Annotated in this window: 20 protein-coding genes and 1 tRNA gene; 14 read left to right on the forward strand and 7 right to left on the reverse strand. The window is 37.5% G+C overall.

Annotated features, from left to right (window positions below; translation table 11 throughout):
• Nucleotides 1-65: 65 nt before the first annotated feature.
• The gene (locus tag L323_RS22190) at nucleotides 66-746 is read left to right on the forward strand and encodes a response regulator transcription factor (protein ID WP_020813837.1); all 681 of its coding nucleotides are present in this window, start codon (nucleotides 66-68) and stop codon (nucleotides 744-746) included.
• 102 nt (nucleotides 747-848) lie between these two features.
• Here the strand turns inward: L323_RS22190 and rpsR are convergent, their stop codons facing one another.
• The 3 genes from rpsR to rpsF all read right to left on the reverse strand — a co-directional run bounded on the left by rpsR (nucleotide 849) and on the right by rpsF (nucleotide 1,953).
• Nucleotides 849-1,142, reverse strand: coding sequence for a 30S ribosomal protein S18 (gene rpsR / locus L323_RS22195; RefSeq protein WP_004619077.1), 294 nt, complete (start codon nucleotides 1,140-1,142; stop codon nucleotides 849-851).
• An 86-nt stretch (nucleotides 1,143-1,228) separates the two neighbouring features.
• Nucleotides 1,229-1,657, reverse strand: a complete 429-nt coding sequence (locus tag L323_RS22200) for a single-stranded DNA-binding protein (RefSeq protein WP_014311767.1) — start codon at nucleotides 1,655-1,657, stop codon at nucleotides 1,229-1,231.
• Nucleotides 1,658-1,668: 11 nt separating this feature from the next.
• Nucleotides 1,669-1,953, reverse strand: a complete 285-nt coding sequence (gene rpsF, locus L323_RS22205; RefSeq protein ID WP_014311766.1) for a 30S ribosomal protein S6 — start codon at nucleotides 1,951-1,953, stop codon at nucleotides 1,669-1,671.
• A gap of 253 nt (nucleotides 1,954-2,206) precedes the next feature.
• Between rpsF and L323_RS22210 the strand changes: the two genes are divergently transcribed.
• The 5 genes from L323_RS22210 (at nucleotide 2,207) to glgB (ending at nucleotide 7,178) form a co-directional block, all read left to right on the forward strand.
• Complete coding sequence (locus tag L323_RS22210) at nucleotides 2,207-2,512, forward strand: DUF2325 domain-containing protein (protein ID WP_020813838.1); 306 nt, start codon at nucleotides 2,207-2,209, stop codon at nucleotides 2,510-2,512.
• Between the two features lie 35 nt (nucleotides 2,513-2,547).
• Nucleotides 2,548-2,979 carry a flavodoxin gene (locus L323_RS22215; RefSeq protein WP_020813839.1) on the forward strand — a complete coding sequence of 144 codons (432 nt, stop codon included), beginning with the start codon at nucleotides 2,548-2,550 and terminating at the stop codon, nucleotides 2,977-2,979.
• 97 nt (nucleotides 2,980-3,076) lie between these two features.
• On the forward strand, nucleotides 3,077-3,580 hold the full coding sequence (locus L323_RS22220) for a DUF3793 family protein (RefSeq protein WP_242835217.1): 504 nt from the start codon (nucleotides 3,077-3,079) through the stop codon (nucleotides 3,578-3,580).
• A 198-nt stretch (nucleotides 3,581-3,778) separates the two neighbouring features.
• Complete coding sequence (locus tag L323_RS22225; RefSeq protein WP_020813841.1) at nucleotides 3,779-4,837, forward strand: sugar ABC transporter substrate-binding protein; 1,059 nt, start codon at nucleotides 3,779-3,781, stop codon at nucleotides 4,835-4,837.
• A 112-nt stretch (nucleotides 4,838-4,949) separates the two neighbouring features.
• Entirely contained in the window at nucleotides 4,950-7,178 is a 2,229-nt protein-coding gene (gene glgB / locus L323_RS22230; RefSeq protein WP_020813842.1) for a 1,4-alpha-glucan branching protein GlgB, read from the forward strand.
• 28 nt (nucleotides 7,179-7,206) lie between these two features.
• Here the strand turns inward: glgB and L323_RS22235 are convergent, their stop codons facing one another.
• The 3 genes from L323_RS22235 to L323_RS22245 are packed head-to-tail and all read right to left on the reverse strand — an operon-like array spanning nucleotide 7,207 to nucleotide 12,462.
• Nucleotides 7,207-10,356 carry an SbcC/MukB-like Walker B domain-containing protein gene (locus tag L323_RS22235; RefSeq protein ID WP_020813843.1) on the reverse strand — a complete coding sequence of 1,050 codons (3,150 nt, stop codon included), beginning with the start codon at nucleotides 10,354-10,356 and terminating at the stop codon, nucleotides 7,207-7,209.
• Nucleotides 10,353-11,519: an exonuclease SbcCD subunit D gene (locus tag L323_RS22240; protein ID WP_020813844.1), complete on the reverse strand. Its 1,167-nt coding sequence runs from the start codon at nucleotides 11,517-11,519 to the stop codon at nucleotides 10,353-10,355. Before L323_RS22240 ends, L323_RS22235 begins: the two co-directional genes overlap by 4 nt.
• Before the next feature lie 16 nt (nucleotides 11,520-11,535).
• Nucleotides 11,536-12,462, reverse strand: coding sequence for a diacylglycerol/lipid kinase family protein (locus tag L323_RS22245; RefSeq protein ID WP_020813845.1), 927 nt, complete (start codon nucleotides 12,460-12,462; stop codon nucleotides 11,536-11,538).
• 218 nt (nucleotides 12,463-12,680) lie between these two features.
• Here L323_RS22245 and L323_RS22250 point away from each other — a divergent pair.
• The 7 genes from L323_RS22250 (at nucleotide 12,681) to L323_RS22280 (ending at nucleotide 21,211) form a co-directional block, all read left to right on the forward strand.
• A tRNA-Arg gene (locus L323_RS22250) sits at nucleotides 12,681-12,757 on the forward strand.
• 314 nt (nucleotides 12,758-13,071) lie between these two features.
• Nucleotides 13,072-14,799: a methyl-accepting chemotaxis protein gene (locus tag L323_RS22255; RefSeq protein ID WP_020813846.1), complete on the forward strand. Its 1,728-nt coding sequence runs from the start codon at nucleotides 13,072-13,074 to the stop codon at nucleotides 14,797-14,799.
• Between the two features lie 565 nt (nucleotides 14,800-15,364).
• Entirely contained in the window at nucleotides 15,365-16,288 is a 924-nt protein-coding gene (locus L323_RS22260) for an ABC transporter permease (protein WP_020813847.1), read from the forward strand.
• A 16-nt stretch (nucleotides 16,289-16,304) separates the two neighbouring features.
• The gene (locus tag L323_RS22265; RefSeq protein ID WP_020813848.1) at nucleotides 16,305-17,300 is read left to right on the forward strand and encodes an ABC transporter permease; all 996 of its coding nucleotides are present in this window, start codon (nucleotides 16,305-16,307) and stop codon (nucleotides 17,298-17,300) included.
• Between the two features lie 119 nt (nucleotides 17,301-17,419).
• Entirely contained in the window at nucleotides 17,420-18,430 is a 1,011-nt protein-coding gene (locus tag L323_RS22270) for an ABC transporter ATP-binding protein (protein WP_031341694.1), read from the forward strand.
• Nucleotides 18,420-19,403: an ABC transporter ATP-binding protein gene (locus tag L323_RS22275; RefSeq protein ID WP_020813850.1), complete on the forward strand. Its 984-nt coding sequence runs from the start codon at nucleotides 18,420-18,422 to the stop codon at nucleotides 19,401-19,403. The genes L323_RS22270 and L323_RS22275 overlap by 11 nt, the downstream gene beginning before the upstream one ends.
• Nucleotides 19,404-19,597: 194 nt before the next feature.
• Nucleotides 19,598-21,211, forward strand: coding sequence for a peptide ABC transporter substrate-binding protein (locus L323_RS22280; protein WP_020813851.1), 1,614 nt, complete (start codon nucleotides 19,598-19,600; stop codon nucleotides 21,209-21,211).
• A gap of 67 nt (nucleotides 21,212-21,278) precedes the next feature.
• Here the strand turns inward: L323_RS22280 and L323_RS22285 are convergent, their stop codons facing one another.
• Nucleotides 21,279-21,794 carry a ferritin gene (locus L323_RS22285; protein ID WP_020813852.1) on the reverse strand — a complete coding sequence of 172 codons (516 nt, stop codon included), beginning with the start codon at nucleotides 21,792-21,794 and terminating at the stop codon, nucleotides 21,279-21,281.
• 200 nt (nucleotides 21,795-21,994) lie between these two features.
• On the opposite strand from L323_RS22285, the gene L323_RS22290 reads away from it, so the two are divergent.
• Nucleotides 21,995-22,981 (forward strand): DnaD domain protein, encoded by a 987-nt coding sequence (locus L323_RS22290; RefSeq protein WP_020813853.1) that lies wholly within the window; start codon nucleotides 21,995-21,997, stop codon nucleotides 22,979-22,981.
• The last annotated feature ends 14 nt before the right edge of the window (nucleotides 22,982-22,995 follow it).

A 22,995-nucleotide genomic window follows, 5' to 3' on the forward strand; every position in this document is an offset into this window, starting at 1 on the left:
TTTATTGACATTTTTTTCAATATATAACATCATATATTTAAGTCATTAAAAATGAGGATTTTGTTATGAATATTTTACTTGTTGAAGACAGAATTCCTTCCGATGATTCTCTGGTACAATTATTTAAGGAAAACAATCACAAGATTGACCATACCGACAGTATGAGATATGGTTTATATCTAGCTTTGACGGGTTCACATGATATTATCGTAATAGATACTTTGACTCATACGGTAGATGAAATTAATCTTCTTAAAAGTATAAGGAAAAGTGGCTTGACATCACCTGTATTTCTTATTTCTACTCAAAGTGATATATCGTACAAAGTAATTGGTCTGGACAGTGGTGCTGATGATTACCTTGTCAAGCCTTTTTCTACGGAAGAACTATTTGCGCGAATCAGAGCTTTAGGTAGGCGAAAAAATTCAATACTTTTAAATAACAACTTATGCTATGGTGACATTACTCTTTATACCAACTGCTTAACACTATCGACAGAAGAAGCAAAAATCAAACTAACCTGTCAGGAGTGCAAAATTTTAGAGTTTTTAATTATTAGGAGATGTATGATTACTTCAAAAGATATAATAATAGAGAAAATATGGGGGCTAGACACTGATGCACATGGAAATCACGTTGAAGTGTATATATATTTTATAAGAAAAAAATTGAAATCTTTAAATTCAAAAGTCATTATAAATACTATTCGCGGATTAGGCTACAAACTCGATATAAAATCAAAGTAAAAGTAAGGATATTTTAATTTTCTTATTAAGCTAAAAAGCACTATAGACAAAGGTCTACAGTGCTTTTTTGGATTAAAATTATATTTTCCTCTTTTTCTATCTCTATTCAGCAGTATATGGAAGTAAAGCAATATGTCTTGCTCTCTTAACCGCAACTGTTAACTGACGTTGGTGCTTTGCGCAGTTTCCTGATATTCTTCTAGGAAGAATCTTACCTCTTTCAGAAACATACTTTCTGATTTTAGCAACATCCTTGTAATCTATATCAGTAGCTTTGTCAACACAGAATGAGCAAACCTTTTTCTTTACTCTTCTCATTCTCATGCCGCCTTTTCCTTCGCCCTTATCATAAGAATCTCTGTCGTTTCTTCTGTTATCTCTCTTTGGTCCTGGCATGTCTAACTCCTCCTTTCAAGCACCCTTAGCGGTACTTATTTAATTTATAAAAAATTCTGTTAAATTTCGGTTTTCAAAATACCATGTTAAAAAGGCAGTTCGTCATCCTCATCCATTGGATAGAATCCATCACCGGATGCGGCAGGTGTTTCAGAATAAGTTTTCTGCGTGGAACCACCGTTACCAGTTTCACCATTACGTTTACTGTCTGCAAAGTAAGTTTCCTCTGCGACAACTTCTGTAACGTAATGACGCTTCCCCTCATTATCGTCCCATGTTCTGGTCTGAATCCTACCAACAACAACAACCTGCAATCCTTTTGTAAAATACTTTCCACAAAACTCTGCGCTCTTGTCCCATGCAACAACATTGATGAAATCAGCCTGTGGCTGTCCTTCTCTGGCAAAACGTCTGTTTACGGCAAGTGTGAAACTCGCAACTGCCGTATTGTTTCCACTGGTGTATCTTAGGTCTGGATCTTTTGTAAGTCTACCCATTAATACAACTTTGTTCATACTCCCACCTACTAATCCTTCTTTATTATGATATACTTGAGAATTCCTTCAGTGATTTTGTAGATTCTTTCTAATTCAGCAGGAAAATCTGGGCTTGATGAAAAGTTCGCAAGTACATAATAACCGTCGGTCTTATCATCGATTTCGTAAGCCATCTTTCTCTTTCCCCATTCATCGATGCTTTCCAGCTGAGCTGAAGTTTCGAGCATAGTTTTGAACTTTTCTACGAGAGCCTTTGTAGCTTCCTCGCCAACTTCTGAATTGATAATAAAGATAGTTTCATACTTCTTTAACATTATTGGTCACCTCCCCTCGGACTTTAGCGGCCCTGTATCATGAGTACAGAGCAAGGATGTTATCTTAATTTATTTGTAACATACAATTTTGTATTTTATCACAGTGTGTTGGAATAAGCAAGTCTTATTTTCCGTCTGTTATATATATCAAAAACCCACAAACTTTATTATTGACTGATATGTAAAAATTTGATATTATATTGTTAATTGATAATGATTATCATTATCATAAATGATTTAGGAGGAATTATTTATGAGCATTGTATTAGTAGGTGGTCATGACAGAATGCAGGATGAATATAAACAAATATGTTGTAAACGTGGACACCGTGTAAAGATTTATACTCAAATGCCTGCAAGATTTGATAAGGTTATCGGAAACCCTGACGGAATAGTCTTATTTACAGGTACAGTTTCCCATAAAATGATTCTTACTGCACTTAGAGAGGCAAAGAAAAAGAAAATCAGTGTTTTTAGAAGCCACACAAGTAGTGCTAACTCACTTGAAGAGCTTCTAACAAAAATGGAAGGTGCTAATGGTACTGTCTGTCCCTCTTAATAATAGAGGAAAATATAATGATAGGAGTATCTATTATGAAAAATATTATTGTTATATTCTGGAGTGGAACCGGCAATACCCAAAAGATGGCTATGGCGGTAGCAGAAGGTGCAGGTTGCAATGACACACAGGTAATCGTCAAACAAGTTTCGGATGCAACTGTTGATGATGTATTGAATGCAGATGTTGTAGCGTTAGGTTGTCCCTCAATGGGCTGTGAAGTCCTTGAAGAAACAGAAATGGAGCCATTTATAGAGTCATTGGAACAAGTCAACCTTAAAGACAAAAAAATGGTGCTTTTCGGCTCATATGACTGGGGTACCGGACAGTGGATGGAAGACTGGTCTGAGAGAATGACAGGTCTTGGTGCCATTCTCGTTACGGAAGGACTAATAATACATACTGAACCTGATGATATTGGTATTCTAAAATGCAAGGAACTAGGCAAAAAATTGTTTGAAGCTTAGTTATGTCAAATGAAAGGAGGTAGTTCCAATCAAAATAAATACAATCGACTTTATGAAAAAAATTAATACTCTTCCCGACCGGGACTACCTACTTTCAATGATTTATTTTTCATCAGCACCAACCATAATGGGAAATAAACCATCTTCACTTGTAACCTTTACTAAAAATAAAAGAAACTTATATGATTTATGGAAAACTCACAAAGCATATATATACAACCAGCTGGATATGGAATATGTAGAACTCCGGGAAAGACAAAACAGTGTAAGGGTCTTATTTTATAAAAGAGAACTAATGGAAGAATGTCTTTTCAAGAAGGAATGCAGAGATTTTTTGAATACCGTGGGATATGATTCGGAAATAACCTTTGATGAATGTATAGAAAAACTAAAGAGCAGGTTTGAATACATTTGTCCACATGAAATAGGAATTTTTTTAGGTATTCCGGTTGAAGACGTAATAGGATTTATCAGAAACAACGGGGAAAACAGTGTAATTTGCAAGTACTGGAAGGTTTATCATAACCCTGAAAATGCACGCCTCCTTTTCGATAGCTACGACAAAGCCAGAGAATGTGTAAAAAGTTTACTTATCTCATAATAATAAAAATTGGTTAATTTTCACAAATAAATATTGTCTTTTTTGGTTTTTTTTGATAATCTTATATGGTATTTATAATCTGAATCAATAAAATTAACGCTTTTAAATCGGAAAAAAATATATAGATAATACTGTGACGGCTTCCCACTTAATATAGAGTAAACTTTCATACTTTAACAAAGGCGGTGTTTAGTTTAGATGAGGATTAAGCAACTAATAATACTCCTTTTACTTACAAGTCTTATTTTTATAGTTCTTTCATCTGGTTGCTCTTACAAAAAACCAGCCGATAACCCTGACAAAATAACCATCGGCCTCTCCATGGCTACCCTTCACGAGGAACGTTGGCAAAGAGACGTAGATGCTCTCAGGGCAAAAGCCCAAGCTAAAGGAGCAGAAATTCTTTTTCGTAATGCAAACAATAACATAGATAATCAGATTTCCCAGGTTAAAAATCTGCTGTCAGAGGGTATAGATATTCTTATTATTGTTGCCCAAGACTACGAAAAATCACAGCAGGCTGTGCAGCTGGCCAGAAATAAAGGAATAAGAGTAATTTGCTATGACAGGCTAATTAAGAATGGAAACACTGATTTTTATGTCTCTTTTGACAATATAAAAGTGGGAGAATATATGGCCTCCCTCATGGTATCAAAAGTACCCAAGGGAAATTACATAATAATTAACGGAGCTAAAACCGATAATAATAGCTTTATGTATAATAAAGGTTTTAAAAATATATTGGATAAGTATCTTTACGAAGGCACTATAAAAATCGTTGATGAAGTCTGGGCAGATGACTGGAATCCTGAGGATGCCTATAAGTGTGTGGATAAGGCCCTTAGTGCAGGTAAAAAGATTGATGCTGTTATTGCTGCTAATGACGGTCTTGCAGGCTCTGCAATCGAAGCCCTTTCTAAAAAACACATGGCAGGAAAGGTTCTTGTTGCCGGTCACGACGCCGACATATCCGGCTGCCAGAGAGTAGCCGAAGGTACTCAGTTATTGACTGTCTACAAGCCTATAGATCAATTGGCTGAAAAGGCTATCGATGTTGCAATGGGTCTTTTAAAAAATGATTACTATGCCAGCAATAAAATTATTAATGACGGTGAATATGATATTCCCTATGAAATGGTTGAGCCTGTGGCTGTCACAAAGGATTCCCTTCTTGACACTGTAATACGTGCAAGCTTTCATAAGCTTGAAGACGTATACAGGCATGTCCCGAAAAACAAATGGCCAAGTAAAAAATAGTACTCATGTATATAATATTTAACGTAAACTTACCGGCATTGTTAATTTCCTTATTATGTTATAATATTGGTAATAGAAATTTGCCCCTACGTTTTAAATTCAGAGGTGTTACATGAGAAAAAATTTGGTTGAAGCAGCTACAAGTATTATAAATGGTGAGTGTAAAGATCCACATTCATATCTGGGGATGCATCTCTTGGGTGTGGAAGGTAAGAATCTTCAAACCGTTGTCAGGGTGTATCTGCCTACCGCTAAAATGGTTGAGGTTTTGGATGTTTCCGCAGGCAACTCGTTTCCAATGAAAAAACTTTGCAGTGATGGAATATATGAAATAACATTTCCGGACAGGAGTGACATTTTTGAATATCAGCTCAAAATAACCGACCTTTCGGGAAACAGCTTCTCAACGCATGATCCTTACAGTTTCTGGCCTTTTATATCCGAATTTGACACACATCTATTTAATCAAGGCAATCACCACAAGATTTACGAGAAGCTAGGTGCGCATGTCATGACCCATAATAATGTAAAAGGAACCCTTTTTGCAGTATGGGCTCCGTGTGCCAAGCGTGTGAGTGTTGTGGGAGATTTCAATCAGTGGGATGGGCGCAGACACCAAATGCGTGAACTGGGTTCATCAGGTGTCTGGGAGTTATTTATTCCTCTTGTATCAACCGGAGATTTATATAAATATGAGATTAAGACCCCTGATGACAATCTGATTTTTAAAGCCGATCCTTATGCTTACTACGCTGAAAAGAGGCCTGAGACTGCCTCAATTGTTATGGACATAGATACTTACACTTGGTGTGACGACCAATGGATGAGTAGCAGGGAAGAAAAAGACGTATTCAACGGTCCAATGTCAATATATGAACTTCATCTGGGAACATGGTCAACTTCCGCAGAACCTGATGAAAACGGGGACATATACGTCAATTACAGGATTATTGCTGATAGACTAATTCCCTATATAAAATATATGGGATATACGCATATTGAACTATTGCCTGTTGCCGAACATCCCTTCGACGGTTCCTGGGGATATCAGGTTACGGGCTATTACGCTGTCACAAGCCGTTATGGGAAACCTGAGGATTTCATGTACTTTGTTGACATGTGCCATCAGAATGATATAGGAGTCTTTCTGGACTGGGTTCCGGCTCATTTCCCTAAAGATGCCCATGGATTGGCCCGGTTTGACGGAACAGCTTTATACGAGCATTCGGACCCACGTCTTGGAGAACATCCTGAATGGGGTACCCTTGTTTTTAACCCTGGAAGGAATGAGGTACGAAATTTCCTAATATCAAATGCTGTATTCTGGTTTGAAAAGTACCATATAGACGGTTTAAGAGTAGATGCAGTTGCATCTATGATTTATCTGGACTATGCTAAAAAACCCGGACAGTGGATTCCAAACAAATACGGTGGAAATCTCAACCTTGAGGCTGCTGATTTTCTTAAACAGCTTAATACAACAGTATTCAGGTATTTCAAGGGCATAATAATGGTAGCTGAGGAATCCTCTTCATGGCCTATGATTACCAAACCTCCTTATATGGGTGGTCTGGGATTTACCTTCAAATGGAATATGGGCTGGATGAATGATTTCCTGAAATATGTAAAAATGGACCCTATATACAGAAAATACCACCACCATCTTATAACTTTTTCACTAATGTACGCTTTCAGTGAAAATTATATTCTTGTACTGTCTCACGACGAAGTTGTACACGGCAAGTGCTCCCTGCTAAGCAAACAGCCGGGAGATTACTGGCAGAAGTTTGCAGGGCTTCGGGCCACTTATGGTTACACCTATGGTCACCCAGGTAAAAAGCTTCTGTTTATGGGCGGGGAGTACGGACAATTCATAGAGTGGAACGATAAAAAAGGCCTAGATTGGCACCTGTTGGATTATGAAATGCATAAAAAGTTGCAAACCTATGTCAGGGATTTGAACACTTTGTATAGAGAAAGCAAGGCTTTATATGAAGTAGATTTAAGCTATGACGGGTTTGAGTGGATAGACTGCAATGATAACGACCATAGTGTTATTTCCTTTATAAGAAAGGGCCGAGACTACCACGATATGCTGATATTTGTTTGCAATTTTACACCTGCGGTTAACTATAATTATTGCATCGGTGTACCTTTTGATCTTGAATATGAGCTTGTTATGAACAGTAACTATGAAAAGTATGGCGGGTATGAACCGGATAATTCAAATAAAATATTTACGGCGATTAACGAATCTCTTCATGGAAGACCCTTTAAGCTTTGTCTTACAATACCCTCATTGGGCGTACTTGTTTTCAGACCGATATTTAAAGAATCCTGAGTATGACTCAGGATTCTTTTTTATAATGTTATATATTGAAATTTACAAAGCTTCCTTCTTTATTTGGAATTACTTCCAGAACTGATTGTATTCTCTCTTTTATTTCCGTTACATGTGAAATTACACCTACCAAACGGCCCGTTTTTTGAATCTCAGTCAAGCATTCGATAGCACTGTCCAGGGATTCAGGGTCAAGTGAGCCAAAGCCCTCGTCAACAAACAAGGTATCAAGGCTGATCCCCCCTGAATAGGACTGTACAACATCCGCTAATCCCAGCGCGAGAGCAAGTGAAGCTTTGAAACCCTCTCCCCCCGAAAGAGTCTTAACATGGCGTGCCTTTCCGGTATAATTGTCAAAAACCTCAAGTTCCAGCCCCTGCTGAGCTCGTCCCTTTCCTTTTTCCTCTTTTCTCTTTAAATAGTATCTTGAACCAGTCATCCTGGTTAGTCTATGATTTGCAGCAATTATAATCTCGTCAAAGTAAGCTGCCAGCACATATCTCTCAAACGTTATCCTTTGAGGGTTATCCCCTTTTGCAACCCTAGCAAGCTTCCCGATTATAAAGTATTTTGCCTCCAGCTGTTCTAATTTTTCAATGGAAGCAGTAAGCTGTTTTATTGTTTTGGAGTTGTTGTCGAATCTGGAAAACACTATATTATGACGTTCCTGTAGAACCTCCTGCTTTTTTCCCAGCTCTGCATAATGTATATTTAGCGTCACAATATCCTGTGTTTCAAGCCCTTTTGTTTCCTCCTCAAGACGTCTGTACAAATCATTTATTGATTTTAAGTTTTGATAGTACGTATTTATTTCCTGCTGTAGTATGTCAATTTCTTTCTGGGTCTTTTTCATATTCAAAAATTGCCCATAATCGGAAAAATTAGAATACTCAAGTTTTTCCTTTAAAAGCTTTTCCAGCGTGACAAATTCTTTCCGGCCTTCCTCTATAGAGGATACCTTCACAGCAACTTCCTTTTCGGCTCTGTTTACAGCATCTCTGGAGGACTCATGGAGCTTTTTAAGCTGCTCGTATTGTTCCCGGTATTTATTTATTTTCGACCTTTGTTCTTCAATTCTGGCTTTCAGCTTTGACGACGAGCGTATATCTTCCGAAATCTCTTTCTCAATAGCTTGTGCTTCGGTTTGCAGTCTTGTAATCTCTTCAGATATACCGGATTTTCGTGTAGTCAGGTTCTGAACAGACTCTTCTTGTACTTTCAGCCTATCCCGAATTTCAGTATGTTCCTTTTCTAATGTACTTTTTTCGTCTGCAAATTCTTTTTTTGATTTATACCGAGCTTTTAATTCAACAGTTTTTTCTTTAAGCCCGATTCCCGTGGTATTTATATGTCCCAACACAGTCTCAAATCGTCCGTTTTCCACCAATCCGGTATTATCGTACGTTATTACGCTATCATCAAGAGCATTAAGCCTGCTGAGTATCTCTTGGCGTTTACTTTCTACACTTCCGTTTAATTCCGAAATCCCCTTAGACTTTTCTGTCCTGAGCTCTGTTAACTTGGAAAATTGCGTTTTTTTATTCCTAATCTGCTCCTCCGTGGGAATACAAGATGGCATTTCAGCTGGCTTTGGATGGCCAAGGGCTCCACACACAGGACAAGGAGAATTTTCTCTCAGGGTTTTAGCGAGTATTCCTGCCTGCCCCAGTATATAATTATCCTCCATCAACTCCAGTCTGCTTCTGAATTCATAAAAATCCTTTTCAAAGGAAGCAAACTCAGTCCTTTTATTTTCGAGGTTACTTATTTCTTCCTGACATACCTCTATAAGCTTTCTGATTCCATCAAGCTCCTTAAGAAGCTTTGTGTTTTCTGATATTTGTCTTTCAAGGCTTATACATTCAGCCTCTGTTGTATAAAGCAGTTTCAGATTTTCTGCCTGCCGGGCTTCTTTTTCTTTGTTTGTCTCAAGGTCCTTCCGGGCCTTTTCAAGTTCTCCGGTCAATTTAGCGTATTCTTCTCTGACAGCATCCAAGTACTTTAATCCCTTATCATATTGGATTACCTTTGGAAGCATTTTCTCCAGTAATGCAAGCTCAGTCTCATGTTTCTTAATTTTAGGTTCCAAACCTATATGAGTATTTAAGCTCTCCTCTGTATTTCTGAACTCCGACTTCCTTTTCTCAAGCTGTTGCTTTGTCAGCTCCAATTCTACGGCCTTTATTTCCAGTGCCTTGTCCACTTTTCTGCACTGCTCATCGACTTCAATTATTGGTAAAGTTCTTCTTGCATATTCAAGAATTTTTTCCTTTTCGCGGAACTCGTTCTCACTCGACCTAAGAGCCTCGTATTGTTGTTTTGCTTGTTCCCTGTCTGAGAGCTTTTTGTTTACCTCTGTGCATCTCGTAATCTCTTTCTGGAGCATGCCCTGTTCTTTTACCGTTTCACTTAATTCAGCCTTGATTTCATCTATTATATATCTGTCCTTTTGCATCAGCTGTTCAATACAAGTAATGAATTGTGCTAAATTAACATTTTGAGCAGTCCTCATTTCAACAAGTGTTTGATCTTCACCCACATCAATATGATTTATATGGGTAGCTATCTGAGTTTTTAAGTCGTGAACGGATTTCTCAAGACCAAACCTGTCTTCATCCAGTCTTTTTTGAATTTCTGCAAAATCCTCGGTTCCGAATATTTTTCTGAATATAACTTCCCTATCACTACTGTCGGATTCCAGAAGTTTTCTGAACTCTCCCTGAGGAAGCATTACAATTTGCTTAAATTGTGATTTATTGATACCAAGAAGCTGATTTATATACTCGTCAACATTTATTATTTTGGTAATCAGTGTACCATCCGGCATCAGAAGCTCCGCATCGGCATTTCTTAAAGTATAGCCCTCTCCCCTTAGCTTCTTTTGTTCCTGCTGTGGCGATCTCCTTATTTTATATATTTTACCTTTGAGTTCAAACTCCATTTCAACAAATGTTTCCGTTCCCGGTTCTGCAAAGTCACTTCGTAGGCTATCCCTGTCTCTGCTGCTTCCTGAAGCTTCACCGAAAAGAGCAAAACTGATAGCGTCAAAAACTGTAGTCTTTCCTGCCCCTGTTGGGCCCGATATTACGAATATCTGTTCATTAAGGGTAGTAAAATCGATAAACTGTTTTTTTGCATACGGCCCAAACGCGCTGATTGTAAGTTTTAACGGTTTCATTTACACCCTCCTGTTTCTACCTCTCCTATTACCCTCTCCACTATTTTTAGTTCCTCCAGTGTCAAAGGTTCCCCCTGTATAGAGCTATAGAATTCCTGGAACAGCTCTATTTTAGCTTTGGATTTATAGCCCTCGGATGCAGAAGTTTTGTTATCATCACGGTTCATTACGCTTTCCTTTGTAAGTCCCATTACATTGGGATAAACGCTTCTTAGCTTTGATATTGGGTCAATAAGCTCACCTTTGTCTGTTAATATTGCATATATATAGTCATCAGTATTTGAGGCTGTATACACCTCAGGCTTCAAAAGCTCCCCAATAGGGCCTTTTATAATACGCATATCCTTTTTAGGTTTAAGTTCTTTTAACCTTACATTGGAATTACCGTCACCGTCAATTTCAACTATATTTATACCCTTCTTCTGATTAACCTCCGAAAAGGAGTATTTCAGTAAAGAACCGGAATACCTTATATTATCCGCACCTGCCCGTTGAGGCGCATGGAGATGTCCAAGGGCAGTATAGCTAAAGGAGTTAAAGTGATACGAATTAACTATATCTGTTCCCCCGATGCTAAGGGGTCTCTCCGATTCGCTTGTAATTTCTGCTTGCCCTCCAATATAAGTTATGTAGCCATGTGTAATCATTACACTTCTTTCATTTTCATACATAGCTTGTCCTACTTTTTCAATAAGCTTTTTCATGGCATCGTCATGGGTAGATATCTCGCTATCCTGCAAAATATGCTTTATATTACGGGGATCTGAGTAAGGTAAAAGGTAGAAGCTGACTGGCCCAAAACCATCCTCCAAAACTACTTTGCGTACATTACCGTCAAAGCTACCGGCAATATGCAGTCCGTTATTTGTTAATATTCTGCTGCCAAAAGATAAACGCTCAGCACTGTCATGGTTTCCGGCAATAGCAAGAATAGGAACCCTGAGTTCAAGGAGGATTGTGTTGAAAACTCTGTCTACCAGTTCAATTGCCTCTACAGGCGGTATGCTCCTGTCAAATATATCTCCTGCGATTACCAAAGCATCGGGTTTTTCATCTGATATAACGGATATAAGCTGATTGAGTATATATTCCTGATCCTCCAGCATACTGAACTCATTCACCACTTTTCCAATATGCCAGTCCCCTGTGTGAATTATTTTCATTTTGTCCCTCCCCCGGTTAATAATTAACTGCACATTCCTTTGTTGTACTTACAGTTGTCATACCTACAGGATAAATAATATTAATGGCACCTTTTAGTATTTCAAACTCAATTTCCTTTCCTGTAAGAATTTCTCCGTCTATATTCAGTGCAATAGTGTCTTTACTCTCAATTTTTATTTTCTTTGCTCTTTTAAAGCTAACATATTCTATTTGTCCGTGTTCACCTTTCATATACTTTGGAAACAATGTTAATATTTTAAGTCTGTTGACCTCTCGCACCAGACATATATCCAACAATCCGTCATCCAAAGCAGCATCGGGGGCGGGCAGCATTCCTCCTCCGTAAAACCTACCGTTGGCAACTGCGGCAAGAAGTATTTTTAAACTAATTTCCTCATCGTCTATGGTGACTTTTACCTCACTTATTTTGTTTTTGAAAATTGTATATATTAATGAAAACAGGTATGCCATACTTCCCGGTATATATGGCAGCCTCTTAAATTTCTGAGCATTATAAACAACATCGGCATCAAACCCTATAGATGAAATATTTATAAAGTATTTTCCGTTTGCTCTTGCCATATCTATACTTCTTTCCTTACCTTTTATGGTATCAGAAACTATTTCGCTACTCTGATATTCCCCATGTATGCTTCTTATAAAATCATTACCCGAACCTGCCGGTATAACCCCTAAAGAGGCATTAGTTCCTGCTATTCCGTTTACTATTTCGTTTACAGTCCCATCCCCGCCAATGGAATATATCCTGCATGGTTCATTCACTGCGTATTCACGGGCTATTTTTGTTGCATGTCCCGGATACTCAGTTATCTTTATTACATACTTATCGGGTTTCCCCTTGAAATAGTCCTTGATTACCTGTATAAGCTCTAAAGCCTTTCCCTTCCCGGCAGCGGGATTTATTATAAAGACGTGTTTCACATTTCTACCTCCTGTATGGGGTTATTATCAGGATAAAAGTTCGCAATTTTGTTTTAGTAATTATATTTTAACATAATGTAAGGGGCTTATTAAAATATAGAAGTTTCCAGTATAGACTATACATCAATTGGAAAAAAATTATTTTTCTTAAATGGTTGCTTTTTGCATTGATATGTATTATCATATTATGTGCGTCATGTTTTAGACGCAAAGTAAATGCGCCCGTAGCTCAATTGGATAGAGCGTCTGGCTACGGACCAGAAGGTTGTGGATTCGATCTCTGCCGGGCGCGCCAAAATAAAAACCTCTGAAAATATTTCAGAGGTTTTTATTTTGGTCTTTTAAACCGTGTCGTTAATTGTAATTTTTTAACATATTATTTGTAAAATATAATTATTATGTCAGATATTTGACATATTTCCATATTTGATAGTATACTATTTACGTAAGTTAAGTATTAATTCTGTTTGTAATTTAAGTGTTAGTGGCCATTGAGTAAACTAATGGTTCGGTCAACTTAAGTTATTCTAAAGTTTTACTTTTGGCATTTTAGTTTTATGTACTTTCCTATAGGTTAATTTTAATAAAATTATAAGGGAGAAATGTACCATGTTTAAACTAATGGATAATGCTAAAATAAGGGTAAAGCTTGTGTTATTGATATTTGCGATGATTATTGGAATGGTTCTTGTTGGGAGTATGGGCTGGTTTCAAACCCGAAAGGCACAAAGAGCTCTTGACACCATGTATAATGATAATCTTAATCAGGTTGCAAGTCTAAGTAACGCCGGAACTGCTTTAATGACCGATTTTACAAATATCTTAAGGCTTATTGCGTCTGATAACACAAGTTATCAAATGGCTGTTCTAAGTGATATTATAGAAAAAGAGAAAAATCTTGATAATAGCATTAAAAAAATTTCTACTACAAATTTAGGTTCTGACGGAGCGAAGATATATACATCCATAAATGAGAACTTAACAGCATGGAAAGAAATCAAAAATAAAATTATTGAATTATCTACATCAGGTAACACCCCAGAGGCATCTGCCATCTACAGCGATAAAGGTGATACTGTATTTCGCAAACTTGAAGCCAATGTAACCAGCCTTATAAATGCCAACATAAAAGAAGCCTCGGTTGTTTATAAGAAAAGTCTTGATTCTGCAAGACAAGCATCCCTTTTTCTTATTATTTTGATAATAGCCGTATCGCTAGTCTGCATCATGATAGGAGTTATAATTGCCAGATCAATAACAGGTCCTATATCAACTATTGTTTCCATTATCAGAAAAACAGCCGGTTTTGATTTGGTTTTTGATGAATCATACAATTCATTGATTAAGCGTAGGGATGAAATCGGGATAATTATTAATTCCATATCGGATATGAGACACTCCTTGCATAATACTATTACCAAACTACACAATATTTCAGGTACCATGGCTGCAAATTCTGAAGAATTGACTTCTTCTACTGCCGAGAGTACAAAGAGTATTAGTCAGGTAACCGCATCACTTGATGAAATCGCTAAGGGGAATGCCAACCAGTCAGAGGTTGTAAGCAAAACCAGTGAGCATATTACAGAAATTGCAGGGCACATATCACAAGCCAATGATGCTACAACCGAAAATGAGAAAGCGGTAATACTATCACTTGAAGCCGTTTCGGAGGGCTATAATGCCATAGTATTAACGTCTGAAAAGGTACAGGAGAATATATCTGTATCTGAAGAGGTAAATAAGTCATTGTCAGACTTAAGCAAATCTATTATTAAGGTAGGTAGTATAACCGATGTAATAAACTCCATAGCGGCCCAAACAAATCTTTTGGCATTAAATGCCGCTATAGAAGCTGCCAGGGCTGGAGCAGCCGGCAAGGGCTTTGCAGTGGTCGCAGATGAAGTGCGCAAACTGGCTGAAGAATCCTCCTCCGCTGCTAAAGAGATTAATGCCATAATTCAGGCAATAATAGCAAATAATGCTGTGACGTCACATAACATGGAAAGGGCAAAAGAACTGGAGGCCGAGCAGTCCTTTGCTGTTGACACTACAAAACGTGCTTTTGATAAAATAAGAATATCTGTAGAAGCTATTGCAGATAAAACTAAAGAAGTATCTGAAATGTTAACTACAATCGATAAAGCATCCAGGGAAATTTCAAGCCATACACATGACCTGGCAACTTTAGCGGAAGAATCTGCGGCCAGTTCTGAGGAAATTTCAGCCTCAAGTCAACAGCAGCTTTCCGCAATGGAGATAATAGCAAAGGCTTCAAGTGATTTGTCCGGTATGGCTCAACAATTGGATAATGAAATCAATAAATTCATACTATAATTTTCTTACAAGAAATAGTAGCGGACTAATCAACCGGCTACTATTTTTTGTTTTCAAAAAATCCTAATCGTTTATAATAGATAATGTCATCTATCTTTACTGGGTTTTACTTTATTATGTTAATGTATTACCACTATCCATTGTTAAATGTATTAATACGTCTATCTGTTAATGCTTTATTATGTTAACGTATTATTGGATTAATGAATTAATGGGTATTTTTACCAAAATTTGTTCTTTGGGATTGTTTAGAATAAACAAAACCTGGAAACCCGCTTAAATACAATATTTTACAAGAATCAATATGTGAATAAATTATTGAACTTTCCTTCATTTTAGTGTATAATTCGGCATTATAAAGACATTTTTTGATATCTTATGCAAGTTGCACATCAATTTGTTTTCCCGAATGACAATGTCGTCATTAAGCTATATTCAGATTGATTGTTTTTTTTGTGTCCAAATAGGTCTGTAATTATGTCCAGTAGCGATTGTTACTGGTATTAACTTTATTAATATATACTTAAAAAAGCCGCATTACATAATCGCGGTTAGGAGGTCTTTTATGGCAAAATATATAATCAAAAGGCTACTGGTCTCGCTTTTGACTTTATGGATTATGTTCACACTTACATTCTTTTTGATGCATTTTGTACCAGGTAATCCATTTATAGGTGAAAAGAAGATGACAGCCGAAATGTTAGCCAACCTAAATGCAAAATATGGTTTGGACAAGCCTTTAGGGGTTCAGTATCTTAATTACGCAAAGAACGTGCTTCATGGTGATTTTGGACAGTCAATACAATTGATTGGTCAGGATGTAAAAGACATAATAGCTCAAAAGTTCCCTTATTCACTCAGGCTTGGTATTTTCGCCAGTGCATTGGCAATGGTTATTGGAACTGTTCTTGGTGTATTGAGTGCACTTAAAAAGAATACTGCTGTAGACAGGCTCATTATGTTGATTGTCACCTTTGGAATTGCAGTTCCAAGTTTTGTTGTTGCTACTCTTAGTATGATAATTTTTGGTGTACAGTTACAAATACTGCCTACAATTAGTGATTTAAGCACGATTTCCAGTTACATTTTACCGGGCTTTGCACTATCATTCTTTCCTCTGAGTTTTATAACGAGGCTTATGCGTTCGTCTATGCTGGATGTTATAAATCAGGATTATATCAGGACAGCTCGTGCAAAGGGTCTTTCAGACAAAGTTGTTATATTTAAACATGCCTTAAGAAACGGAATTCTTCCTGTAGTAACTTATGCCGGACCAATGGTTGCATCTGTTCTTACAGGTTCATTTGTAATTGAATCCATATTTTCCATTCCGGGTTTGGGAAGTACTTTTGTTACCAGCATCACGGGAAGAGATTACACTACTGTAATGGGAGTAACAATTTTCTTCGGAGCAATTCTTATATTAATGAATTTCATCGTTGATGTAGTATACAGATTCGTTGATCCTAGAATCAACATTATCAATTAAGGGGCGGGTGACATTAATGAACACTATAAATGATACAAAAGTTTTGGAAAAGAATTTATTTTTGCCTGCCACAGATGAGGAAAAGGCAACAGCTGAGATTATGCGTCCATCTGTTAGTTACTGGAGGGACGCATGGAACAGATTAAGAGCTAATAAAGTGGCTACCGGAGCTCTCGTTGTTATTATTTTGATAATTCTGGCTGCTATCATCGGACCAATAATTTCTCCATACTCCTATGAGCAGATTATTGAAGGTCAGGAAAATTTAAAACCAAGCATGCAACATATATTCGGTACTGACAGTCTCGGAAGAGACCTGTTCACCAGAACAATGATAGGTGCAAGAATTTCTCTTGCAGTTGGTGTAGTTGCGGCAATAATGATATCAATTATCGGTATTATCTACGGTGCAATCTCCGGATTTTTTGGAGGTTGGGTTGATAATATTATGATGAGAATTGTTGACATTGTATATTCAGTTCCAACTATACTTATAGTAATTCTTTTGCAGGTCGTATTAAAGAAACCTATTGACAGTTACATTAAGTCAGGTCATGCACCTGCTTTTCTCAACAGTATGGGTGTTGGTCTTATAAGTATTTTTCTGGTAATGGCTCTTTTATATTGGGTGGATATGGCCAGAATAGTACGTGGCCAGATTCTGGCGCTTAAAGAGCAGGAATATGTTCTGGCTGCGAAAGTACTTGGTGCAAGCAACAGGTCTATCATATTCAAACATCTGATTCCTAACTGTATTGGTCAGATAATAGTTGTAACTACTCTCAAAATACCGGAAGCAATATTTACAGAATCCTTCCTAAGCTTTATAGGTCTTGGTGTATCATCACCTATGGCTTCTCTGGGTTCTCTTTCTCAAACAGCCTTAAAGGGAATATATTCATTTCCTTATATGCTTATTTTCCCGGCAGCAGCTATCAGTGTTATTATACTATCCTTCAACCTTTTCGGTGACGGACTGAGAGATGCTTTAGACCCTAGGATGAAAAAATAATTCTTTGAAATAATTGGAATGTTAGATTCGAAAGATACGGGTATATCTTAAATGATTACGGGATATACACTTTAGATAATTATTGGATGCCTTTTAAAGGGGCAGGTGAGGTAATTGCTATGAATAATAAACTACTAGAAATAAATGATTTAAAGGTCTCATTTTTTACCCCGGCAGGTGAAGTTAAAGCCGTCAGTGGAATAAGCTATTCACTTGAACCAGGTAAAGTTCTGGGAATCGTAGGGGAGTCAGGTTCAGGAAAGAGTGTTTCCTCTTATTCTGTTATCGGACTAATTGATAAGCCCGGAAAGATTGTAGGCGGAAGCATTACATTTGATGGTAAGGATGTTTCAAAAATGACTAAGCAGGAAAGGCTTCATGTTGCCGGAAATGAAGTAGCAATGATATTTCAGGACCCAATGACTTGCCTTAATCCTGTCTTTACTATAGGCAACCAGATTGCGGAGTCCCTTTATCACAAGTATGGAAGAATATCCAAGGAAGAAGTTAAGAAAAGGTCAGTGGAACTTCTATCTCTTGTAGGTATAAATGAGCCTGAGAAAAGGCTTTCACAATATCCGCATGAATTCTCAGGGGGTATGAGACAAAGAGCTATGATCGCTATGGCCCTTGCAGGCGCACCTAAGCTGCTTATTGCCGATGAACCTACGACGGCGCTGGATGTTACCATACAGGCACAGATTCTTGAACTCCTAAAGGATATACAGAAGAAAACCGGAATGGCCATTGTGCTGATTACCCATGACTTGGGAATCGTGGCTGATATGGCGGATGATATTATAGTTATGTATGGCGGAAAAATAGTTGAACAGGGAACAGTTTACAGCATATTCAAGAACCCCCGTCATCCTTATACAAAAGGGCTTCTACGTTCATTACCTGACTTGAACGTTAAGGGTTCAAAGCTTATTCCCATTAAAGGAAATCCAATTGATTTGCTTCACCTTCCTTCCGGATGTGCTTTTGCCCCAAGATGCGAGGAATGTTTGAAAGTTTGCATTAGCAACATGCCTGAAGCCTACAAGGAAGATGATGGTCATACTACTTCCTGCTGGCTGATGGATGAGAGGGCAAAAGAAAGTGTGGAGGTGCAGAATAATGGAAAATAAATCAACTCTTGTTGAAATCAGAAATCTGAAACAATATTTCACTATAAAGAACAGTGTAGGTAAAAAAGGATATGTAAAGGCTGTTGACAATGTTACCTTTGATATTTATAAAGGTGAAACACTAGGCTTGGTTGGTGAATCAGGTTCAGGAAAAACCACTCTGGGACGTTCAATGCTGAGAATATATAATCCCACAAGCGGTACTGTAAAAATAGATGGTATTGATATTACAAAATTTCAGGGAAAAAAGCTGCTCCCATACAGAAAGAAAATGCAGTATATCTTTCAGGATCCATACGCATCACTGGACCCGCGTATGACAGTATCAGATATTGTTGGAGAAGCATTGGATATACATGGTCTGGCAGGCTCCAAAAGTGACAGAGCAGATAAGATAAGAGAGCTTTTAACACTTGTTGGCCTTAATACAGAGCATGCATCCCGTTATCCCCATGAATTTTCAGGGGGTCAGCGTCAAAGAATAGGTATTGCCAGAGCAATCGCAGTACAGCCGGACTTTATAGTCTGTGACGAACCCGTTTCGGCACTGGACGTATCTATCAGAGCGCAGATAATTAATACACTTGAAGAAATGCAGGACAGGCTAAACCTCACATATCTGTTTATCTCCCATGACCTGGGTGTAGTAAGACATACATGTGACAGGGTTGGTGTTATGTATCTTGGTCATATAGTTGAATTGGTTGAGTCTGAGGAATTGTACAAAAATCCGCTGCATCCATACACCAAAGCACTGCTGACAGCTATTCCCGAGCCTAATCCTGATACTGCAAAGAAGCGTAACCGTATTATCCTTAAGGGAGAAATACCTTCTCCGGTTAATCCGCCGTCAGGATGTAAATTCAGGACAAGATGTCCATATGCAAAAGATATTTGTTCTCAGAAAGTACCTGAATTGACAGACTGTGGCAACGGTCATTATGTATCATGCCACTTTGCGGGAAAGATATAGACGATTAAATTTTTCCATATTGCAAGGAAGTAATATATAAAAACTCGTATGCTCCGGTGAGGTCGACATTGGGATCATAATATAAAAAGTGCTGAATAAAACCTTTTTATTTACGAGAAAATATTCGTGTTGCAAAAATGGATTTTTGAACTATAAATATCTATTTAATAAAAAATAATAGGGGGTATGCAAAAATGAAAAGAATATTAGCTCTTTTACTTTCACTGGCTACTATACTAACCGTATTTGCGGGCTGTGGAAGTTCTTCCAGCGATACTAAAGGCATTAGTGCAAGTATCGCATCAGAGCCAGCATCTATAGATCCTTCACTTAATAAGTCTCTGGATGGCGGTACTTATATTAACTGTGCTTTTGAAGGTTTAACTACTTATGACAAAGAAGGTAAAATCGTTCCTGGAACTGCTGAAAAGTGGGACGTAAGCGCAGATAACAAAGTTTATACATTCCATATCCGTAAGGATGCCAAATGGTCAGACGGTAAAGCTGTAACTGCAAATGATTTTGTTTACTCTTGGAAGAGAGCAATTGACCCTAAAACAGCTTCCGACTATGCTTATTACCTGTATTTTATTAAGAATGGTGAAGCTATCAACACTAATGGTGCTGATATCAATACATTAGGAGTTAAAGCTATTAATGATAACACTCTCGAAGTAACTCTGGAAAATGTTTGCCCATTCTTTACTGAAATCGTAGCCTTCCCAACTCTTGTTCCTTTGAGAGAAGATGTTGTATCAAAAAATCCAGATAAATGGACTCTTGATCCAAAGACTTATATCGGAAATGGCCCATATGTTTTGACAAGTTGGAAACACTCATCAAAGCTGGTATTTGAGAAGAACGAAAACTACTGGGGCAAAGACACTATAGTTGCACCAAAGATTGAATGGTTGTTGATGAATGATACAAATGCTATTCTCGGTGCATTTAAGAACAAACAGATATCTTTTGCAAGAAACATACCACATGATGAAATGCCTGCAGAGAAAGCTGCCGGAAATCTTCAGATTTTACCACAGCTTGGAACTTACTACCTGGCTCTGCTTAACACTAAAGCACCATTTGATAACCCAAAGGTTAGAAAAGCAGTATCTCTTGCAATTGACCGTAACTACATTACTGAAAAGGTTAGAAAATCAGGCGAAACTCCTGCATCAGGCTTTGTACCATATGGTATAGCTGATGTTAGTCAATCACCTGACTTCCGTACAAAAGGTGGAGATTTCTACTCAGTAAAACCTGAAGATTACCAGAAGAATGTTGCTGAAGCAAAGAAACTCTTAGCAGAAGCAGGATATCCTGATGGAAAGGGTTTCCCAAAAGTAACCTATGGTTTAAGTACAGGTGCAGGTCATGAAGCCGTTGCTGAAGCAATTCAACAACAGTTAAAGACAAATCTGGGAATCGAAGTTGAAATTCAGGCTCAGGAATGGAATGTATTCCAGGAGTCCAGAAAGAATGGTTTGTTTGATATTGCTCGTGACGGATGGGTTGGAGACTACATGGATCCATCAACCTTTATGGATCTTATAACTTCAAATAACCCTCAGAATGACTCAAAATATAAGAACCCTGCATATGACAAGGCAATAGCTGATGCAAAGAAAGAAACTGATCCTGCAAAGCGTATGCAATTGTACCATGATGCAGAAAAGCTTCTCATGGATGAAGCCGGAGTAGCACCAATATTCTTCTATACTGACCCAATCGTTATAGATAAGAATTTACAAGGCTATGTAGTAACCAAGCTCGGATTTGTATATTTAAACTGGGCATCATTTAAATAAAAACTAAGATAATGGCAAAACCGCCCGGTTCATGATGAACCGGGCGGTTTTTTATTGAAATATAGTATCACACTGTTTCTGCCGCAGGAGCTGTGTACACTCTGGTAGCAAGTTCCGCATCCAGCATAAGCAAAGCATGAGGGTCGTTCTTTATTAACTGAAGTTTTCTCAGGACCTTGTCAACTGTTGCTTCTTCTTCAACCTGTTCAGTTACAAACCACTGGAGAAAAGAATTTGTTCCGTGATCCCTTTCAGCCAAAGCATTATCTACCAGATTGTATATGGATTTTGTAACCTCTTGTTCATGCTTCAATGTATGATCAAATATCTCCTCGGGATTATTGAATTTATCTTCGGGCTCATCTACCTGATATAATTTGACCTTTCCCCCTGCCTGAGTAATATAGTTGAAAAATTTCATTGCATGATCGCGTTCTTCCTGAACCTGTACATGGAAAAAATTTGCAAATCCATCAAGATTCTGGTGTTGGAAATATGCTTCAAAACCAAGATATAAATAAGCAGAGTAAAATTCTTTCTGAACCTGTCTGTTTAATAAATCATTCATCTTTTCGCTAATCATAGTAATCCTCCTTAACCTCGAATAGGTTTTAGTATAATATCCATTTGATAGTATGTTTATACCAACCTTTTTTTATAACAAAACAAATTATTCGTTTATTTTATAATTATTACTAATAAATTATCAGTCCTTTATATGCTATAATTATATTAATATTATTATTTTAGTAATTATAATAAATAACGTTTACGGGAGTCAAAATGTATTTTGAGGATTTCAAGTCATTACTTTACTCTGACACGCTGGTGTCAGATATTTTTATCAGCCAGTATATGCCATCCATGGACAGTACATGTGTAAAGGTATATATTTATATGCTGTTCCTTTGCAAACATAATAAGAAGGTAACCTCAGACGAACTTGCAAAAACTCTTAACCTGTCTCTGGATGAGGTTAAGTCTGCCTTGACCAACCTTGATAACCTGGAGGTTATCACTTGGGTAGAAGACAAAATACAACTCAGTGACTTAAAAGAAGCCGAAATACAAAGAATGTACAAACTAAAGTCAGTTTCGACACCTGAGCAAGCTAACGCAAACTTTGAGAAGAACAAAAGCAGAAACAACACACTTGCCGCAATTAATTCAAAGTTTTTTCAGGGGCTTATGGCTCCGAACTGGTATCTGACTATAGATAACTGGTTTACCATATATAAGTTTGATGAGGATGTTATGTATACCCTTTTTAAATACTGCCATGACAATAATACCTTCCACAAAAGTTATATAGAGGCAGTTGCAACAAACTGGCATAGAAGGGGTATTCAGAACTTTTTTGACCTTGAAAAGTACTTTGAGGATATGTCGCAAGTGCGTGGCATAAAAGGTACCATTATCAAGAAGCTTCGTCTTAGAAGGGCCCTGACAGAATACGAAAGTGAGTATGTAGAAAGATGGGTTATTGATTATAAGTACGGGTTTGATGTTATTGAATTAGCCCTGAAAAAAACCGTTGGAAAGACAAATCCTGACTTTAAGTTTCTTAACAGTGTATTAACCCGCTGGCATGACCTGGGACTGGTAACTGTTGAAGAAATACTTGGATATGAAAACAGTATCAAGTCCCAGCCACAAGCAGGCCAGAGCACACAGAAAACTAAGCCTAAACAATCTCAAAGGGATAACTTTGAGCAAAGGGAATACGATGATGAATACTTTGAAAACTTTTTTACAAACACCTCAAAATAGGTAAACCACATAAA

The organism is Ruminiclostridium papyrosolvens C7 (genome assembly GCF_000421965.1).
GTDB lineage: Bacteria > Bacillota > Clostridia > Acetivibrionales > DSM-1351 > Ruminiclostridium > Ruminiclostridium papyrosolvens_A.

Coding starts and splice junctions, on each gene's coding strand:
- L323_RS22190 (WP_020813837.1), top strand. CDS start 66: ATGAATATTTTACTTGTTGAAGACAGAATTCCTTCCGATGATTCTCTG.
- rpsR (WP_004619077.1), bottom strand. CDS start 1,142: ATGCCAGGACCAAAGAGAGATAACAGAAGAAACGACAGAGATTCTTAT.
- L323_RS22200 (WP_014311767.1), bottom strand. CDS start 1,657: ATGAACAAAGTTGTATTAATGGGTAGACTTACAAAAGATCCAGACCTA.
- rpsF (WP_014311766.1), bottom strand. CDS start 1,953: ATGTTAAAGAAGTATGAAACTATCTTTATTATCAATTCAGAAGTTGGC.
- L323_RS22210 (WP_020813838.1), top strand. CDS start 2,207: ATGAGCATTGTATTAGTAGGTGGTCATGACAGAATGCAGGATGAATAT.
- L323_RS22215 (WP_020813839.1), top strand. CDS start 2,548: ATGAAAAATATTATTGTTATATTCTGGAGTGGAACCGGCAATACCCAA.
- L323_RS22220 (WP_242835217.1), top strand. CDS start 3,077: ATGATTTATTTTTCATCAGCACCAACCATAATGGGAAATAAACCATCT.
- L323_RS22225 (WP_020813841.1), top strand. CDS start 3,779: ATGAGGATTAAGCAACTAATAATACTCCTTTTACTTACAAGTCTTATT.
- glgB (WP_020813842.1), top strand. CDS start 4,950: ATGAGAAAAAATTTGGTTGAAGCAGCTACAAGTATTATAAATGGTGAG.
- L323_RS22235 (WP_020813843.1), bottom strand. CDS start 10,356: ATGAAACCGTTAAAACTTACAATCAGCGCGTTTGGGCCGTATGCAAAA.
- L323_RS22240 (WP_020813844.1), bottom strand. CDS start 11,519: ATGAAAATAATTCACACAGGGGACTGGCATATTGGAAAAGTGGTGAAT.
- L323_RS22255 (WP_020813846.1), top strand. CDS start 13,072: ATGTTTAAACTAATGGATAATGCTAAAATAAGGGTAAAGCTTGTGTTA.
- L323_RS22260 (WP_020813847.1), top strand. CDS start 15,365: ATGGCAAAATATATAATCAAAAGGCTACTGGTCTCGCTTTTGACTTTA.
- L323_RS22265 (WP_020813848.1), top strand. CDS start 16,305: ATGAACACTATAAATGATACAAAAGTTTTGGAAAAGAATTTATTTTTG.
- L323_RS22270 (WP_031341694.1), top strand. CDS start 17,420: ATGAATAATAAACTACTAGAAATAAATGATTTAAAGGTCTCATTTTTT.
- L323_RS22275 (WP_020813850.1), top strand. CDS start 18,420: ATGGAAAATAAATCAACTCTTGTTGAAATCAGAAATCTGAAACAATAT.
- L323_RS22280 (WP_020813851.1), top strand. CDS start 19,598: ATGAAAAGAATATTAGCTCTTTTACTTTCACTGGCTACTATACTAACC.
- L323_RS22285 (WP_020813852.1), bottom strand. CDS start 21,794: ATGATTAGCGAAAAGATGAATGATTTATTAAACAGACAGGTTCAGAAA.
- L323_RS22290 (WP_020813853.1), top strand. CDS start 21,995: ATGTATTTTGAGGATTTCAAGTCATTACTTTACTCTGACACGCTGGTG.